At 71.6% G+C, this 16,535-nt stretch carries 12 protein-coding genes; 7 read left to right on the plus strand and 5 right to left on the minus strand.

Annotated features, from left to right (window positions below):
* The first annotated feature begins 36 nt into the window (after positions 1–36).
* Positions 37–2,628 carry an ATP-dependent chaperone ClpB gene (clpB, locus tag AC2EAQ_RS00960; protein WP_484639806.1) on the plus strand — a complete coding sequence of 864 codons (2,592 nt, stop codon included), beginning with the start codon at positions 37–39 and terminating at the stop codon, positions 2,626–2,628.
* Between the two features lie 24 nt (positions 2,629–2,652).
* Here clpB and AC2EAQ_RS00965 read toward each other — a convergent pair whose 3' ends face one another.
* The gene (locus AC2EAQ_RS00965) at positions 2,653–4,020 is read right to left on the minus strand and encodes a hypothetical protein (RefSeq protein ID WP_484639807.1); all 1,368 of its coding nucleotides are present in this window, start codon (positions 4,018–4,020) and stop codon (positions 2,653–2,655) included.
* Between the two features lie 134 nt (positions 4,021–4,154).
* Between AC2EAQ_RS00965 and nadB the strand changes: the two genes are divergently transcribed.
* Entirely contained in the window at positions 4,155–5,747 is a 1,593-nt protein-coding gene (nadB, locus tag AC2EAQ_RS00970) for an L-aspartate oxidase (protein ID WP_484639808.1), read from the plus strand.
* Here the strand turns inward: nadB and AC2EAQ_RS00975 are convergent, their stop codons facing one another.
* From AC2EAQ_RS00975 to AC2EAQ_RS00985, 3 genes are all read right to left on the minus strand, one after another.
* Positions 5,748–6,038, minus strand: coding sequence for a late competence development ComFB family protein (locus AC2EAQ_RS00975; protein WP_484639809.1), 291 nt, complete (start codon positions 6,036–6,038; stop codon positions 5,748–5,750).
* An 84-nt stretch (positions 6,039–6,122) separates the two neighbouring features.
* On the minus strand, positions 6,123–7,241 hold the full coding sequence (gene nadA / locus AC2EAQ_RS00980) for a quinolinate synthase NadA (RefSeq protein WP_484639811.1): 1,119 nt from the start codon (positions 7,239–7,241) through the stop codon (positions 6,123–6,125).
* A gap of 36 nt (positions 7,242–7,277) precedes the next feature.
* Positions 7,278–8,408 carry a hypothetical protein gene (locus AC2EAQ_RS00985; protein WP_484639813.1) on the minus strand — a complete coding sequence of 377 codons (1,131 nt, stop codon included), beginning with the start codon at positions 8,406–8,408 and terminating at the stop codon, positions 7,278–7,280.
* A gap of 191 nt (positions 8,409–8,599) precedes the next feature.
* Between AC2EAQ_RS00985 and AC2EAQ_RS00990 the strand changes: the two genes are divergently transcribed.
* Entirely contained in the window at positions 8,600–9,841 is a 1,242-nt protein-coding gene (locus tag AC2EAQ_RS00990) for an MFS transporter (RefSeq protein WP_484639815.1), read from the plus strand.
* Complete coding sequence (locus tag AC2EAQ_RS00995) at positions 9,838–11,562, plus strand: thiamine pyrophosphate-binding protein (protein ID WP_484639816.1); 1,725 nt, start codon at positions 9,838–9,840, stop codon at positions 11,560–11,562. The genes AC2EAQ_RS00990 and AC2EAQ_RS00995 overlap by 4 nt, the downstream gene beginning before the upstream one ends.
* A gap of 25 nt (positions 11,563–11,587) precedes the next feature.
* Here the strand turns inward: AC2EAQ_RS00995 and AC2EAQ_RS01000 are convergent, their stop codons facing one another.
* Positions 11,588–12,097, minus strand: coding sequence for a DUF4124 domain-containing protein (locus AC2EAQ_RS01000; RefSeq protein ID WP_484639817.1), 510 nt, complete (start codon positions 12,095–12,097; stop codon positions 11,588–11,590).
* Between the two features lie 114 nt (positions 12,098–12,211).
* On the opposite strand from AC2EAQ_RS01000, the gene guaB reads away from it, so the two are divergent.
* From guaB to guaA, 3 genes are read left to right on the plus strand one after another with little or no spacing between them, the layout of a single operon-like run.
* Positions 12,212–13,681, plus strand: a complete 1,470-nt coding sequence (gene guaB / locus AC2EAQ_RS01005; RefSeq protein ID WP_484639818.1) for an IMP dehydrogenase — start codon at positions 12,212–12,214, stop codon at positions 13,679–13,681.
* A 53-nt stretch (positions 13,682–13,734) separates the two neighbouring features.
* The gene (locus tag AC2EAQ_RS01010; protein WP_484639819.1) at positions 13,735–14,943 is read left to right on the plus strand and encodes an MFS transporter; all 1,209 of its coding nucleotides are present in this window, start codon (positions 13,735–13,737) and stop codon (positions 14,941–14,943) included.
* Between the two features lie 4 nt (positions 14,944–14,947).
* Entirely contained in the window at positions 14,948–16,534 is a 1,587-nt protein-coding gene (gene guaA, locus AC2EAQ_RS01015; protein WP_484639820.1) for a glutamine-hydrolyzing GMP synthase, read from the plus strand.
* Position 16,535: the final 1 nt, after the last annotated feature.

Raw genomic sequence — 16,535 nt, forward strand, 5'->3', positions numbered from 1 at the left:
CGGCCCACAGATGCGCGGCAATCGGAGACACCCACCATGCGCATCGACAAACTGACGAGCACGTTCCAGCAAGCCCTTGCCGAAGGCCAGAGCCTGGCCATCGCGCGTGACAACCCCTACCTCGAGCCGGCCCACGTGCTGGCGGCGATGCTGGTCCAGCCGGACGGGCCGCGCGCGCTGATCGACCGCGCCGGCGCCAACGCCGCCGCGCTGAAGACCGCGATGGACACCGCGATGGGCGGCCTGCCGCAGGTGCAGGCTGGCGGCCAGGTGGTGCAGCCGGGGCGAGAGCTGGTGTCGCTGCTGCAGGCCGCCGAGAAGGAGGCCGGCAAGCGCGGCGACCAGTTCATCGCCAGCGAGATGTTCCTGCTGGCGCTGGCCGACGCCAAGTCCGATCTCGGCGGCATCGTGCGCGGCCACGGCCTGACGCGCAAGGCGCTGGAAGCCGCGATCGACGCAGTGCGCGGCGGCGCCAAGGTGGACTCCGCCGAGGCCGAGGGCCAGCGCGAGGCGCTGAAGAAGTACACGCTCGACCTGACCGAGCGCGCGCGCCAGGGCAAGCTCGACCCGGTGATCGGCCGCGACGACGAGATCCGCCGCGCGATCCAGGTGCTGCAGCGCCGCAGCAAGAACAACCCGGTGCTGATCGGCGAGCCGGGCGTGGGCAAGACCGCCATCGTCGAGGGCCTGGCCCAGCGCATCGTCTCGGGCGAGGTGCCCGAGACCCTGAAGGACAAGCGCGTGCTGTCGCTGGATATGGCGGGCCTGCTGGCCGGCGCCAAGTACCGCGGCGAGTTCGAGGAGCGCCTGAAGGCCGTGCTCAAGGAGGTGTCGGCCGACGAGGGCCGCATCATCCTGTTCATCGACGAGCTGCACACCATGGTGGGCGCCGGCAAGGCCGAAGGCGCCATCGACGCCGGCAACATGCTCAAGCCCGCGCTGGCGCGCGGCGAGCTGCACTGCATCGGCGCGACCACGCTGGACGAGTACCGCAAGTACGTCGAGAAGGACGCCGCGCTCGAGCGGCGCTTTCAGAAGGTGCTGGTGGACGAACCCAGCGTCGAGGCCACCATCGCCATCCTGCGCGGCCTGCAGGAGAAGTACGAGGTGCACCACGGCGTGGAGATCACGGACCCGGCCATCGTGGCTGCGGCCGAGCTGAGCCATCGCTACATCACCGACCGCTTCCTGCCCGACAAGGCGATCGACCTGATCGACGAGGCCGCGGCCAAGATCAAGATCGAGATCGACTCCAAGCCCGAGTCGATGGACAAGCTCGACCGCCGCCTGATCCAGCTGAAGATCGAGCGCGAGGCGGTGCGCAAGGAGAAGGACGAGGCGTCGATCAAGCGCCTGGGCCTGATCGAGGAGGAGATCGGCAAGCTCGAGCGTGAGTACGCCGATCTCGAGGAGATCTGGAAGAGCGAGAAGGCTACCGCCCAGGGCAGCGCCCAGGTCAAGGAGGAGATCGACCGCATCCGCCACCAGATGGACGAGTTCAAGCGCAAGGGCAACTTCGACAAGGTGGCCGAGCTGCAGTACGGCAAGCTGCCCGAGCTGGAGAAGCGCCTGAAGGAGGCCCAGGCCAAGGAGACCGGCAAGAAGGGCACCGGCCGGCCGCAGCTGCTGCGCACCATGGTCGGCGCCGAGGAGATCGCGGAAGTGGTGTCGCGCTCCACCGGCATCCCGGTGTCCAAGCTGATGCAGGGCGAGCGCGACAAGCTGCTGCAGATGGAAAGGCGCCTGCACGAGCGCGTGGTGGGCCAGGACGAGGCGATCGTCGCCGTGTCCAACGCCATCCGCCGCTCGCGCGCCGGCCTGTCCGACCCGAACCGGCCCTACGGCTCGTTCCTCTTCCTCGGCCCCACCGGCGTGGGCAAGACCGAGCTGTGCAAGGCGCTGGCGAACTTCCTGTTCGACAGCGAGGAGCACATGGTGCGCATCGACATGAGCGAGTTCATGGAGAAGCACTCCGTGAGCCGTCTGATCGGCGCGCCGCCGGGCTACGTGGGCTATGACGAGGGCGGCTACCTGACCGAGGCGGTGCGGCGCAAGCCTTACAGCGTGCTGCTGCTCGACGAGGTGGAGAAGGCCCACCCGGACGTGTTCAACGTGCTGCTGCAGGTGCTCGACGACGGCCGCCTAACCGACGGCCAGGGCCGCACCGTGGACTTCAAGAACACCGTGATCGTGATGACCAGCAACCTGGGCTCGCAGCTGATCATGCAGATGGCGGGTCAGGACCCGGAGGAGATCCGCGACGCGGTGTGGGGCGAGGTCAAGAACCACTTCCGGCCCGAATTCCTGAACCGCATCGACGAGACGGTGGTGTTCCATGCACTGGACGCCAAGCACATCGAGTCGATCGCGAAGATCCAGCTCGGCCAGCTCGAGGCGCGGCTGGCGCGCATGGACATGGGCCTGGACGTGTCGCCGGCGGCGCTGGCGGCGCTGGCCAAGGCGGGCTTCGACCCGGTGTTCGGCGCGCGTCCGCTCAAGCGGGCGATCCAGCAGCGCATCGAGAACCCGGTGGCGCGGCTGATCCTGGAAGGCCGCTTCGGCCCGAAGGACGTGGTGCCGGTGGACGTGGAAGGCGAGAACTTCGTCTTCGAGCGCACCGTGCACTGACCCGGCGCGGGGCGGGGCGCGACGCTAGTCGGTCGCGCCCTCCTCGAGCAGCAGGTCCAGCCGCTGCAGCTGCAGGCGCACCAGCGTCAGGTTGGCCTGCACCTTGTCGAGCACCGCATGCATGGCCAGGCCGCGCCGGCCCGGCACGGCCCGCAGCAGCAGGTGGTGGTTGCCCAGCGTGATGGCCGCGTCGGGCGCCGCGCCGCCCAGGTTCAGGGCCTGCGAGGCCTCGGCCATCGACGCCATCAGCGACGAGCCGTGCGTGGCCAGCACCGCCGGCCCGGGGCGGCCGCCGGCATGGCCAAAGGTGCGCTGCGTGGCGAGCTCGAACACGCAGCAGCTCACCATGCCCTTGAGTTCGCCGCACTTGCGGATGTAGGAGGCCAGCGCCGGGTCGGCCGCGGCCGGGGGCTCGGCAGCCTTGACGGTGGGCATCGGCTGCATCGGCAGCGGCGTGCGGGCAAAGGGCGTCGCTGCCGGGGCGGCAGGCGCCGCGGCGGACGGCGCGCTGGGCGACGTGGCGGCGGCGGCGGCGGCCGGGGCCGCCGCCGGGGTGCCTGCGGCCGCCGGCCCCGCCGGGGCGCGCGCCTCCGGCCTCACCGGGTCGAGCAGTTCGGGCAGGTGCACGGCGTCGTCCGCCAGCGCCTCGCGCATCTTGTGCCATGAAGCCCGCAGGTAGGCCCAGGCCTCGGCCGGGCGGGTGACCTGGGGCGTGGTGAGTACCTTCACCGACGTGTGCTGCGCGATGTGGGAGGCCTGGCTGGCCAGCGCAGAGGCGCCTGCCAGTGGCAGCAGCAGCAGCTCGCGATTGAGCCAAGGGCCTTCGGTGATCGCATCGCGCAGCGGCAGCAGCGCCGAGGCCAGCGCATGCGGCGGCAGGTCGCCCACCATGACCACGCCGAGCCGGCTGTAGGCCAGCAGCATGCGGGCGAGGCGGCGCCGCTGGGCCGTGTCGGCGTCGACCTCGGTGGTGTACAGGCGCAGCGGCGGGTGATCGGGCTTGCACACCAGTTCGATGAACTCGATGCGCGCCAGCGGCATGCCCACGCCCTGGCGCCGCACGTGCAGCTGGTGCACGCGGCGGCCGGCGGCCGCGGCCAGGCCGGCGAGCATGCGGCGCGACGACTGGGTGCCGATGTCATGCAGCACGAGGTACTCCGGGCGCAGCGCCTCGAACTGCTGCTGCATCGCCTCGGCCGGTTCGCAGGCCACGAACAGCTCCCACTGCGAGTCGCTGACCTGGCGCCCGACGTGCCGGTAGCTTTCGGACAGGTACTCGTCCTTGTCGCGCATCAGCTGCGTGGCCATGCCGGTCTGCTGGCGCGTGGCCTCCCAGGCTTCCTCCTCCTCGAACGCACGCGACGGATGCGCCGAGGCATCCCAGGTGGACATTTCGTGGATCGGCTTTGGCATGGTGGGCGCGGGTCGGTGGGCCGTCGAGGGCGCAACCGAGTGTACGGCGCCGGACCCCGGCCGGCCTCGGTGCCCGCCCGGGGCAAGCGTGACCATGTCCCTAGAATCGGCCCATGCTGAAAGCTCAACCCCAGCCGGTGGTCGTGATCGGGGCCGGCCTGGCGGGTCTGACGGTCGCGTTGCGACTGGCCGCGGACCGTCCCGTGATCGTGCTGGCCAAGCGCAATCTCGACGAGGCCGCGACGGCCTGGGCCCAGGGCGGCATTGTCGGCGTGCTGGGGCGCGACGACAGCGTCGATTCGCACGTGCGCGACACGCAGGACGCCGGCGCGGGCCTCGTGGACGAGCACACCGCCCGCTTCATCGCCGAACGCAGCGCGCAGGCGGTGCAGTGGCTGGTGGACGAGGGCGTGCCGTTCTCGCCCGACCCGGACGGGCCGCTCGGCCTGCACCTCACCCGCGAGGGCGGTCATGCGGTGCGCCGCATCGCCCATGCCGCCGACGCCACCGGGCGCGCCATCCACGAGGCGCTGCTGGCCAAGGCGCGTGCGCACCCCAACATCAGCCTGCGCGAGCGCTGGATGGCGGTGGACCTCGTCACTTCGCGCCACCTGCGCCGCGACGAGGCGCCGTGCTGCCACGGCGTCTATGCGCTGGACATTGACCGCGGCCGCGTCGAGACGCTGGCGACGTCGGCCGTGGTGCTGGCCACCGGCGGCGTCGGCAAGGTGTACCGCTACACCAGCAACCCCGACACCGCCACCGGCGATGGCATCGCGATGGCCTGGCGCGCGGGCTGCCGGGTCGGCAACATGGAGTTCATCCAGTTCCACCCGACCTGCCTGTACCACCCGCAGGAGCGCAGCTTCCTGATCACCGAGGCCCTGCGCGGGGAGGGCGCGCACCTGAAGCTGCCCGATGGCACGCGCTTCATGCATGCCCACGACGAACGCGCCGAGCTGGCGCCGCGCGACATCGTGGCGCGGGCGATCGACTTCGAGATGAAGAAGCACGGCCTGGACCACGTGTGGCTCGACGCCACGCACCTGGGCGAGGACTTCCTGAAGGAGCACTTCCCCACCATCCATGCGCGCTGCGCCAGGCTCGGCATCGACATCGCGCGCCAGCCGATCCCGGTGGTGCCGGCGGCGCACTACACCTGCGGCGGCGTCGTCACCGACCTGGAAGGCCGCACCGACCTGCCGGGGCTGTATGCCGTGGGCGAGACCACCTACACCGGACTGCACGGCGCCAACCGGCTGGCCAGCAACTCGCTGCTCGAGTGCGTGGTGCTCGGCCACAGCTGCGCCCACGCGATCCTGGCCGCGCCGGCCGACGATCAGCCCGCGCTGCCGGACTGGGACGAGAGCCAGGTCGAGAACGCCGACGAGCAGGTCGTCATCTCGCACAACTGGGACGAGCTGCGCCTGCTGATGTGGAACTACGTCGGCATCGTGCGCACCACCAAGCGCCTGGAGCGGGCGCTGCACCGGATCGACCTGCTCAAGCTCGAGATCGACGAGTACTACGCCAACTTCCGCGTCAACCGCGACCTGCTGGAGCTGCGCAACCTGGTGGAGTGTGCCGAGCTGATCGTGCGATCGGCGCTGTCGCGGCACGAGAGCCGCGGCCTGCACTACAGCCGGGACTACCCGCGCACGCTGCCGGTGAGCTTCCCGACGGTGCTGATCCGCGGCGCGCGCTAGCTAGCGCCGCGCGCGCATCGCCACGCGCGCCTGCACGAACTCGAAGGCGTGCTTGACCGCGTCGCGCACCGCCTTTTCCAGGTCGGCGCGCTCGCGTTCGGTCAGGTAGAACAGGTAGTCCACCGGATGCCGGATGTAGCGCGCCGGCAGCCGGTTCAGCGCGACGCAGGCCACGTCGGCCACCAGCTCGTCGGTGTCCACCGCGGGGTAGACATGGCGCTGGGCGAGCACGGCGTCGAACACGGCCTGCTCGTGGTGGTTGCGGATCGAGGCGAAGTCGACGTGGCTCATGCGGCGCATTCTCGACCTCGCCCGCCCGCCCGGTCGCGCCATCAGCGCGCCGAACGCCGCCCTTTTCGTGGTCTTCGACCCGGCTCAGGCGCTGCCGATGTCGCGCACGTGGGCCCCTCCGGGCTGCGGCTGCGCCACGGCGGAAGGGTTGCGGGCCACGAAGTCGAGCATGCGCTCGATGCAGCCCAGGGCCTGCGACCGCGTCGGCTCGGGCACGTGGATCTCGCCGCGGCCCGTTTCCAGGCAGTCGATCAGGCCCTGGGTGGCGTTCATCGCCATCCAGGGGCAATGGGCGCAGCTCTTGCAGGTGGCGCTGCGGCCGGCCGTGGGGGCCTCGATCAGCGTCTTGCCCGGCGCCAGCTGCTTCATGCGGTGGAACATGCCGTTGTCGGTGGCCACGATGTACTCGCGGGCGCTGCCCTCGACGACGGCCTTGAGCAGCTGCGAGGTGGAGCCCACCACGTCGGCCTGCGCCACCACCGCCTGGGGCGACTCGGGGTGCACCAGCACCTTGGCCTGCGGATGCTCGCGCCGCAGCAGCTCGAGCTCCACGCCCTTGAACTCGTCGTGGACGATGCAGGCGCCGTTCCACATCAGCATGTCGGCGCCGGTCTGCTCCTGGATGTAGCGGCCGAGGTGCTTGTCCGGCGCCCACAGCACCTTGTGCCCCTGCTCGTGCAGGTGGCCCACGATGGCCAGCGCGCAGGAACTGGTGACCATCCAGTCGGCGCGCGCCTTCACGGCGGCGCTGGTGTTGGCGTAGACCACGACCTTGCGGTCCGGATGGGCGTCGCAGAAGGCCGCGAAGTCCTCCGGCGGGCAGCCCAGGTCGAGCGAGCAGGTCGCCTCCAGGTCGGGCATCAGCACCCGCTTGCCGGGCGACAGGATCTTGGCCGACTCGCCCATGAACCTCACGCCGGCCACCACCAGCGTCTGCGCCGCATGGTCGCGGCCGAAGCGCGCCATCTCCAGCGAGTCGGCGACGCAGCCGCCGGTTTCCAGCGCCAGGTCCTGCAGGTCGCCGTCGACGTAGTAGTGGGCCACCAGCACGGCGCCGTGGCGCGCCAGCAGCGCCTTGGCGCGCGCCTTCAGCGCGGCGCGCTCGTCCGGGGTCGGTGCGGCCGGCACACGGGCCCAGGCGTGGGCGACGGTGCTCTCGCCCTGGGAGTTCTGGCGGGTGTAGTCGAAAAGGACCTGGCTCATCTCGGCACTCTCATCGGGGTGCCGCGATCGTAGCCTTCAACCGAGGTTGCGTTCCGCCTCGGCCAGCTTGAACTTCAGCAGCGCCAGGTTGGCGTGGTTGCGCTCCAGCCGCGCGAAGAGGAACTGGTTCGGCCGGCGCAGCACCGGGCGCACCAGGTGGTAGCAGGTGGCCGAGGCCACCGAGAACTCCTCCAGGCTGCCGGGCAGCCCCATGTCCTCGTGCGCCTTGCGGTGCGCGCGCAGCAGCGGTGCCAGGGCCGCCGCCGCCCGTGCCAGGTCGATCCCGCCCGAGCGCGACTCGCCGGCCAGCAGGTCGCCGTCGGTGGCGTCGGCCAGCGCCGCCCCGAGCACGCCGTCGGTCATCGACAGCATGCGCAGCTGGCGCGCGATGTTGCGCGCGTCGACCGCCGACGGGTCGGTGCCCTGGTCGCCGCTCGACTGCTGCCGGTCCCAGGCGGCCAGCAGCGCGTTCCACACCGACGACGTGCCCGTCAGCGGCTCGTCGATCACCTCCACGTGCAGCGTCGACGGCCAGTCGAAGGCGGCGATGCGGCTGGCGATCCACACCTGGTTGGGCGGCAGCAGGAACAGCAGCGACTCGCAGCGCCAGGTCGGCTCCTGCACCGCCGTGCGCAGGGCGGCCAGCATCGCCTCGACCTCGTCGGCGCCCATCGGGCCGACGATCACCGCGGACATCTGGCTGCGCTCCATCAGCACGAACGGGATCGCGAGGTTCTCGCCCTCCGCCACGCGCAGGTCGGCGTGATAGATCTTTAGCGTGGCGTCGCCGCGGCGCGGCACCACCGTGCGTTCGAGCGTGGCCAGGATGCGCAGCGAGGCCTGCTCGCGCAGGTGCAGCCGTTCCACCGGCTGGCCGGTGGCGTCCGACAGCGCCTTGACGACCCCCGGAGCCCACAGGCGCGACGGGTCCAGCAGCGTGATCGTGCGCACGTCGGTGGTGTTCTGCGTCGCGGCGAGGTGGGCGCGCATCGCCGCCGCCGGCGAACCGGTGACGAACAGGTCCTGCTGGTGGCGGTCGAGCATGCGACCGTCGTCGGTGACGCGCGTGTCGGTGCTTTCGAGCACCGCGGTGGCCGCGAACTCCGGCATCACGCCCCCGGGCTTTACGGGCGTCGTGACCAGTTCCCCGAACAGCGACTTGAGCATGGCGGTCGACCTCCTGCACGCCGGATGGCGCCAACGCCCACGGTAGCCGGTTTGCCTTGGCCCGAGGTACGCCGTGGCAACCGGAAGGCCGCCGGCGAGCGCTCCGGTCACAGTCCTCACCAACGGTCACAACTGGCGTCGCGGCGGGCGGCAGGCGAGGGGCCGCCGACAGCCTTCGTTACCATCGGCCCATGCAGCAAGAGCCCGACGCAGCCGCCGGCGGCACGGACGCCCGCACGATCACCCTGGTGGGGGTGGCGCACGGCACGTCGCACTTCTTCCACATGCTGCTGCCGCCGCTGTTCCCGCTGTTCGTCTCCGACTTCGGCACCAGCTACGCCGAGCTCGGCCTGCTGGTCACGCTGTTCTTCGTCATCTCGGGCATCGGGCAGGCGCTGGCCGGTTTCCTGGTGGACCGCATCGGCGCGCGGCCGGTGCTGCTGGTGGCCATGGGGTTCTTCGTGGCCGCCGGCGTGGCGGCGGCCACGGCACAGGGGATGCCCGGACTGGTGCTGGCCACGGCGCTGGCGGGGCTGGGCAACTCGCCGTTCCACCCGGTGGACTTCACCATCCTCAACCGTCGCGTGTCGCAGCCGCGGCTCGGGCACGCGTTCTCCATCCACGGCATCAGCGGCAACCTGGGCTGGGCCGCCGCGCCGCTGTTCCACCAGGGCGCGATCGCGCTCACCGGGTCCTGGCGTTGGGCCGCGGCCGGCTTCGCGCTGTGGGCGCTGGCCGTGCTGGCGGTGCTGGTGTGGCAGCGCCACGCCATCGACGACCGCGCCGCGCAGCGCGTGGCGCCCGGAGCGGCAGTCGCGGCCACCGGTCCGGACACAGGCACCTTCGCCTTCCTGCGCCTGCCGTCGGTGTGGATGTGCTTCTCGTTCTTCGTGTTCTCGACCGCCGTGCTGACCGCGGTGCAGAGCTTCGCCGGCCCGGCGCTGACCCGCCTGTACGGCGTGTCGGCCGCCAGCACCGGCTACATGGTCACCGGCTACATGCTGGCCGGTGCGGCCGGCATGCTGCTGGGCGGCTTCGTGGCCGCGCGCGTGGCCCGGCTCGAACTCACCATCGGCGTGTGCCTCACCGGCTCGGCGCTGTTGCTGCTGCTGGTGGCCAGCGGCTGGCTGCCCGCCGGGGCCGCCCTGGTGTTCACGGCGCTGGCCGGCCTGGGCACGGGGCTGGCCGGGCCGTCGCGCGACATGCTGATCAAGCGGGCCGCGCCGCCCGGCGCCACCGGCCGCGTCTACGGCACCGTGTACTCGGGCCTGGACATCGGCTTCGCGGTGTCGGCGCCGGTGTTCGGCGCCATCCTCGACCGCGGCGCGCCTGCGGGCGTGTTCGTCGGGGCGGCGGTGGCGCTGGCGCTCGGCGTGGCCAGCGCCTCGCTGGTGAGCCTGCGCCTGGCCAGCCTGCGGCGGGTGGCGGCATGACGGCCCCGCAGGCATTGCGGCCCGCCGGCCATGCACTGGTCGAGGCGCTGATCGCGCAGGGCATCGACACCGTCTTCGGTGTGCCGGGAGAAAGCTACCTGGCGGTGCTGGACGGCCTGCACGAGCACCGCGACCGCATCCGCTTCGTCGGCTGCCGCCACGAGGGCGGCGCGTCCTTCATGGCCGATGCCCAGGGCAAGCTCGCGAACTGGCCGGGCGTGTGCTTCGTGACGCGCGGCCCGGGCGCCAGCAACGCGGCGATCGGTCTGCACACGGCCTTCCAGGACTCCACGCCGATGGTGCTGTTCGTCGGCCAGGTGGCGAGCGACCAGCGCGACCGCGAGGCCTTCCAGGAGGTCGACTACCGCCAGATGTTCGGCCCCGGCACGCTGGGCATGGCCAAGTGGGTCGGCGAGGTGCAGCACGCCGACCGCCTGCCGGAGTACGTGGCGCGCGCCTTCCACACCGCGATGCAGGGCCGCCCCGGGCCGGTGGTGCTGGCGCTGCCGGAGGACATGCTGACCACGCCCACGGCGGCGCCCGTGCTGCCGCGCGTGCGGCCGGCGCAGGCCTGGCCGGCGCCGGGCGCGCTGCGCGACCTGCGCAGCCTGTTGCTGGGCGCGCAGCGGCCCTTCGTCGTGGCCGGGGGCTCGGGCTGGACCGCCGAGAGCTGTCGCGGCCTGCAGCGCTTCGCCGAGGCCTGGCAGTTGCCGGTGGGCTGCGGCTTCCGCTTCCAGGACACCTTCGACAACCGGCATCCGCTGTACGCCGGCGACGTAGGCATCGGCATCAATCCGAAGCTCGCGGCCCGCGTGCGCGACGCCGACCTCGTGCTGGCGCTGGGCGTGCGGCTGGGCGAGATCACCACCAGCGCCTACTCGCTGCTGTCCGTGCCGCGCCCGGCCCAGCGCCTGGTGCACTGGCATGCCGGGCCTGAGGAGCTCGGGCGCGTCTACACGGCCGACCTGATGTTCAACGCGTCGCTGGCCTGCGCCGGCACGGCGCTGGCCGCGCTGGAGCCACCGGCCGCGGGCGTGCCCTGGGGCGCCTGGGCCGCCGACGCGCGGGCGGACTACGAGGCCAACGCGGAGTCGCCGCCCGTGGCGCCGCTGGACATGGCCGAGGTGGTGCGCACGATCCAGCGCCTGGCGCCGGACGACACGGTCTACACCAACGGCGCGGGCAACTTCAGCGTCTGGCTGCACCGCTTCACCCGCTACCACGGCCTGCAGCACCATGGCCGCACGCAGCTCGCGCCGACCTCCGGTGCCATGGGCTACGGCGTGCCGGCGGCGGTGGCGGCGTCGCTGCTGCAGCCCGACCGCACGGTGGTCAACATCGCCGGCGACGGCGACTTCCTGATGACCGGCCAGGAGCTGGCCACGGCGCGGGCGCACGGCGCCGGGCGCGGCCGCGGCAGGCTCGTCAGCGTGGTGGTGGACAACGGCAGCTACGGCACGATCCGCATGCACCAGGAGCGGGAGTACCCCGGCCGCGTCAGCGGCAGCGACCTCGCCAATCCCGACTTCGCGGCGCTGGCACGCGCCTATGGCTGGAACGCCTGGTCGGTGCAGGAGACGGCGGCCTTCGAGCCGGCGTTCGCCCAGGCGCTGGCCGCGGATGGCCCCTCGCTGATCCACCTGCGGCTGGACATCGAGGTGATCACGCCGCGCACGACGATCCAGGCGCTGCGCGCCGCCGCCAGGGCGCGATCGGGCTGAAGCGGCCGGCGGGCGCCGGCGGCGCCTACTTGCAGTCGGTGGACATCACCGAGCGCATGCGCTGCATCTCCTCGGCGCGGGCCTTGTCGTCGAGCACCTCGCGCTCGCCCTTTTCGTTGGTGCGCACGATGCGCAGGCCGTCGCTCAGGGCGGTGAGCTGGCTGCGCGCGCGGGCGCAGTTCTCGCTGCGCTCCTGGGCCACCTTCTGCTCCTGGGCCTTCTGCTGGGCGGTCTTTTCCTCGTCGGCCTTGCGCCGGCGGGCATCGAGCTCGGGGTCGCCGGAGCCGGCGGGCTTGGCGGCAGGGGCGGGGCCGCTGGCCGGCGGCGTCGACGGCTGGGGCACGTTGCGGCCCGGCCGCTTGACGTCGGTGGGCCGTTCCAGGATCGCGCTGCCGGGCACGTTGGCCGGCGGCGGCATGTCGCTGATGTGCAGCTGGCCGTTGGCGTCACGCCACTTCCACTGCGTCGGGGACTGCTGGGCGCTGGCCAGGGTGGCCAGCGCGGCAAGGCACAGGGCGAGAGCAGGACGGCGCATGGGTATCACTCGGCGACGGTACTGCAGGCCAGTGTACGGCGCGCACCCCCGCCTGAAACGGGACGGAAGTCACGCTCCGTATAATCCGCTTTTGCGTCCGGAGCCGTTTCGACCATGCGCCTTCTAGGCAAAGCGCTCACATTCGACGACGTGTTGCTGGTGCCGGCGTACTCCCAGGTACTGCCGCGCGACACCAGCCTCGCCACCCGCCTTTCGCGCCGCATCACGCTGAACCTGCCGCTGGTGTCGGCCGCGATGGACACCGTCACCGAGGCCCGGCTGGCGATCGCCATCGCCCAGGAAGGCGGCATCGGCATCATCCACAAGAACCTCACCGCGCAGCAGCAGGCGCGCGAGGTGGCACGGGTCAAGCGCTACGAGTCCGGCGTGCTGCGCGACCCGATCACCATCGGCCCCGAAACCCCGGTGCGCGAGGTGATGGCGCTGGCGCAGCAGCACGGCATCTCGGGCTTCCCGGTGCTGGAGGGCAAGGTGGTGGCGGGCATCGTCACCAACCGCGACCTGCGCTTCGAGACCCGCATGGACGTGCCGGTGCGCGAGATCATGACGCCGCGCGAACGGCTGATCACCGTGCGCGAGGGTGCCACGCTCGACGAGGGCAAGGCGCTGATGCACCGCCACAAGCTCGAGCGCGTGCTGGTGGTCAACGACGCGTTCGAACTGCGCGGCCTGATGACGGTGAAGGACATCACCAAGCAGACGAGCTTTCCCAACGCGGCGCGCGACCAGCACGGCAAGCTGCGCGCCGGCGCCGCGGTCGGCGTGGGCGAGGGCACCGAGGAGCGCGTCGAGGCGCTGGCTGCCGCGGGCGTGGACGCCATCGTGGTGGACACCGCCCACGGCCACAGCGCCGGCGTGATCGAGCGCGTGCGCTGGGTCAAGCGCAACTATCCCCAGATCGAGGTCATCGGCGGCAACATCGCCACCGGCGAGGCCGCGCTGGCGCTGGTGGAAGCCGGCGCCGACGCGGTCAAGGTGGGCATCGGCCCCGGCTCGATCTGCACCACGCGCATCGTCACCGGCGTGGGCGTGCCGCAGATCATGGCCATCGACAACGTGGCCAAGGTGCTGCGCGGCTCGGGCGTGCCGCTGATCGCCGACGGCGGCATCCGCTACTCGGGCGACGTGGCCAAGGCCATCGTGGCCGGCGCCGACTGCGTGATGATGGGCAGCGCCTTCGCCGGCACCGACGAGGCGCCGGGCGAGACCATCCTGTACCAGGGCCGCAGCTACAAGAGCTACCGCGGCATGGGCTCGATCGGCGCCATGCAGAAGGGCAGCGCCGACCGCTACTTCCAGGACAACGGCGGCAACAACCCCAACACCACCAAGCTGGTGCCCGAGGGCATCGAGGGCCAGGTGCCCTACAAGGGCTCGGTGGTGGGCATCATCTTCCAGATGGCCGGCGGCCTGCGCGCGTCGATGCACTACTGCGGCTGCGCCACCATCGCCGAGATGCAGAGCAAGGCCGAGTTCGTCGAGATCACCTCGGCCGGCGTGCGCGAGAGCCACGTCCACGACGTGCAGATCACCAAGGAAGCGCCGAACTACCGGACCGAATGACCGACCGCAGCGACGCCACGGTGCATGGCCGCCCGACCGAGAGGAGGGCGGCCATGTTGTTTGTCGCCATCACGGTGCTGCTGGACATGATCGCCATCGGGCTGATCTTCCCGGTGCTGCCGCACCTGGTGGGCACGATGACCGACTCGGCGCGCGACCAGGCGATCTGGTTCGGCCTGCTGGGGCTGGCCTTCGGCCTGGCCAACTTCGTCGGCGCGCCGGTGCTCGGGGCGCTGTCGGACCGGCACGGCCGGCGCCCGGTGCTGCTGCTGGGCATCGCCGGGCTGGCACTGTCGTTCTTCGTCACCGCTGCGGCCACCGCGCTGTGGGTGCTGGTGGTGGTGCGGCTGTTCTCGGGCGCGGTGCAGGCCAATGCGGCGGTGGCCAACGCCTACGTGGCCGACATCTCCAGCGCCGAGGACCGCGCGCGCCGCTTCGGCCTGATCGGCGCCATGTTCGGCATCGGCTTCACGCTCGGGCCGGTGATCGGCGGCGTGCTCGGGGCGATCGACATCCACCTGCCGTTCTACGTCGCGGGCACGCTGGCGCTGCTGAACTGGGCCTACGGCTACTTCGTGCTGCCCGAGTCGCTGCCCGCCGACCGGCGCAAGCCCTTCGAGTGGCGCCGCGCGCACCCGTTCGCGGCCTGGGCCGGGCTGGCGCGCCTGAAGGGCGTGGGCCCGCTGGTGCTGGCCATCGCGTTGTCGTCGCTGGCGCAGCTGCTGCTGCACACGAGCTGGGTGCTCTACACCAAGTTCAAGTTCGGCTGGGGGCCGGCCGAGGTGGGCTGGTCGCTCTTCACGGTGGGCCTGATGGCCGCGCTGGTGCAGGGCGTGATGCTGCGCCACGTGCTGGCCCGCGTCAGCCCGCGCGCGCTGGTGTCCTTCGGCCTGGTCAGCGGCGCGCTGATGTACCTGTGCTTCGGCCTGGCCACGGCGGGCTGGATGATCTACGCCACGATCGTGATGGGCAACCTGCTGTCCGGCGGCACGCAGGCGGCGATGAACAGCCTGGTGTCCAACGCGGCCGACGCGCGCGAGCAGGGCACCACGATGGGCGCGCTGGCCTCGATCTCCAGCGTGATGGCCGTCACCGCGCCCGTGGTCTCGGCCCTGCTGCTGGGCCTGGTGGCCGAGCGCCCGCAGGGCGACGTGATGATCGGCCTGCCGATGTTCTTCAGCGCCGCGCTGCAGGCCACCGCCGCGGCCGTGGCCATCGCCTACTTCCGACGTCCCACCCCCGTGGCGCCCGCCGCGGCCTGACACCATGACCCACGACAAGATCCTGATCCTCGACTTCGGCTCCCAGGTCACGCAGCTCATCGCGCGGCGCATCCGCGAGGCGCACGTCTACTGCGAGATCCACCCGAACGACGTGTCGGACGAGTTCATCCGCGACTTCGCGCCCAAGGGCATCGTGCTGTCGGGCAGCCACGCCAGCACCTACGAGGAGCACGACCTGCGCGCGCCGCAGGCGGTGTGGGACTCGGGCGTGCCGGTGCTGGGCATCTGCTACGGCATGTTCACGATGACGGTGCAGCTCGGCGGCGAGGTGCAGGCCAGCACGCACCGCGAGTTCGGCTATGCCGAGGTGCGCGCGCACGGGCACACGAAGCTGCTGCAGGGCCTGGAGGACTTCGCCACGCCCGAGGGCCACGGCATGCTCAAGGTGTGGATGAGCCACGGCGACAAGGTCACGGCGCTGCCGCCGGGCTTCAAGCTGATGGCCAGCACGCCGAGTTGCCCGATCGCCGGCATGGCCGACGAGTCGCGCGGCTACTACGCGGTGCAGTTCCACCCGGAGGTGACGCACACGGTGCAGGGCCGCGCGCTGCTCGACCGCTTCGTGCTCGGCATCTGCGGCGCGCGCCCCGACTGGGTGATGCGCGACCACATCGAGGAAGCCGTGGCGCGCATCCGCGAGCAGGTAGGCAGCGACGAGGTGATCCTCGGCCTGTCCGGCGGCGTCGACTCCAGCGTGGCGGCGGCGCTGATCCACCGCGCCATCGGCGACCAGCTCACCTGCGTCTTCGTCGACCACGGCCTGCTGCGCCTGGACGAGGGCCGCATGGTGATGGACATGTTCGCCGGCCGGCTGCACGCCAAGGTGATCCACGTCGACGCCAGCGACCAGTTCCTCGGCCACCTCGCGGGCGTGACCGACCCGGAAGCCAAGCGCAAGATCATCGGGCGCGAGTTCGTCGAGGTGTTCCAGCGCGAGGCGCGCAAGCTGTCGCGCGCGAAGTGGCTGGCCCAGGGCACGATCTATCCGGACGTCATCGAGTCCGGCGGCGCCAAGACCAAGAAGGCCATCACGATCAAGAGCCACCACAACGTCGGTGGCCTGCCCGAGACGCTGGGCCTGAAGCTGCTGGAGCCGCTGCGCGACCTGTTCAAGGACGAGGTGCGCGAGCTGGGCGTGGCGCTCGGGCTGCCGCACGACATGGTCTACCGCCACCCGTTCCCGGGCCCGGGCCTGGGCGTGCGCATCCTCGGCGAGGTGCGGCGCGACTACGCCGACCTGCTGCGGCGCGCCGACGCGATCTTCATCGAGGAACTGCGCGCCGCCGTGGACCCGGCCTCGGGCCGCAGCTGGTACGACCAGGTGAGCCAGGCCTTCGCCGTGTTCCTGCCGGTCAAGAGCGTGGGCGTCATGGGCGACGGCCGCACCTACGACTACGTGGTGGCGCTGCGCGCGGTGCAGACCAGCGACTTCATGACCGCCGACTGGGCCGAGCTGCCGTACTCGCTGCTGAAGAAGGTGTCGGGCCGGATCATCAACGAGGTGCGCGGCATCAACCGCGTCACCTACGACGTGTCGAGCAAGCCGCCCGCGACCATCGAGTGGGAGTGAC

This window comes from Aquabacterium sp. T101 (assembly GCF_057219775.1).

Excerpts from the sequence above, each read along its gene's own strand:
- clpB (WP_484639806.1), top strand. The coding sequence starts at position 37 with ATGCGCATCGACAAACTGACGAGCACGTTCCAGCAAGCCCTTGCCGAA.
- AC2EAQ_RS00975 (WP_484639809.1), bottom strand. The coding sequence starts at position 6,038 with ATGAGCCACGTCGACTTCGCCTCGATCCGCAACCACCACGAGCAGGCC.
- nadA (WP_484639811.1), bottom strand. The coding sequence starts at position 7,241 with ATGAGCCAGGTCCTTTTCGACTACACCCGCCAGAACTCCCAGGGCGAG.
- AC2EAQ_RS00985 (WP_484639813.1), bottom strand. The coding sequence starts at position 8,408 with ATGCTCAAGTCGCTGTTCGGGGAACTGGTCACGACGCCCGTAAAGCCC.
- AC2EAQ_RS00965 (WP_484639807.1), bottom strand. The coding sequence starts at position 4,020 with ATGTCCACCTGGGATGCCTCGGCGCATCCGTCGCGTGCGTTCGAGGAG.
- guaA (WP_484639820.1), top strand. The coding sequence starts at position 14,948 with ATGACCCACGACAAGATCCTGATCCTCGACTTCGGCTCCCAGGTCACG.
- AC2EAQ_RS01000 (WP_484639817.1), bottom strand. The coding sequence starts at position 12,097 with ATGCGCCGTCCTGCTCTCGCCCTGTGCCTTGCCGCGCTGGCCACCCTG.
- AC2EAQ_RS01010 (WP_484639819.1), top strand. The coding sequence starts at position 13,735 with ATGTTGTTTGTCGCCATCACGGTGCTGCTGGACATGATCGCCATCGGG.
- AC2EAQ_RS00995 (WP_484639816.1), top strand. The coding sequence starts at position 9,838 with ATGACGGCCCCGCAGGCATTGCGGCCCGCCGGCCATGCACTGGTCGAG.
- nadB (WP_484639808.1), top strand. The coding sequence starts at position 4,155 with ATGCTGAAAGCTCAACCCCAGCCGGTGGTCGTGATCGGGGCCGGCCTG.
- guaB (WP_484639818.1), top strand. The coding sequence starts at position 12,212 with ATGCGCCTTCTAGGCAAAGCGCTCACATTCGACGACGTGTTGCTGGTG.
- AC2EAQ_RS00990 (WP_484639815.1), top strand. The coding sequence starts at position 8,600 with ATGCAGCAAGAGCCCGACGCAGCCGCCGGCGGCACGGACGCCCGCACG.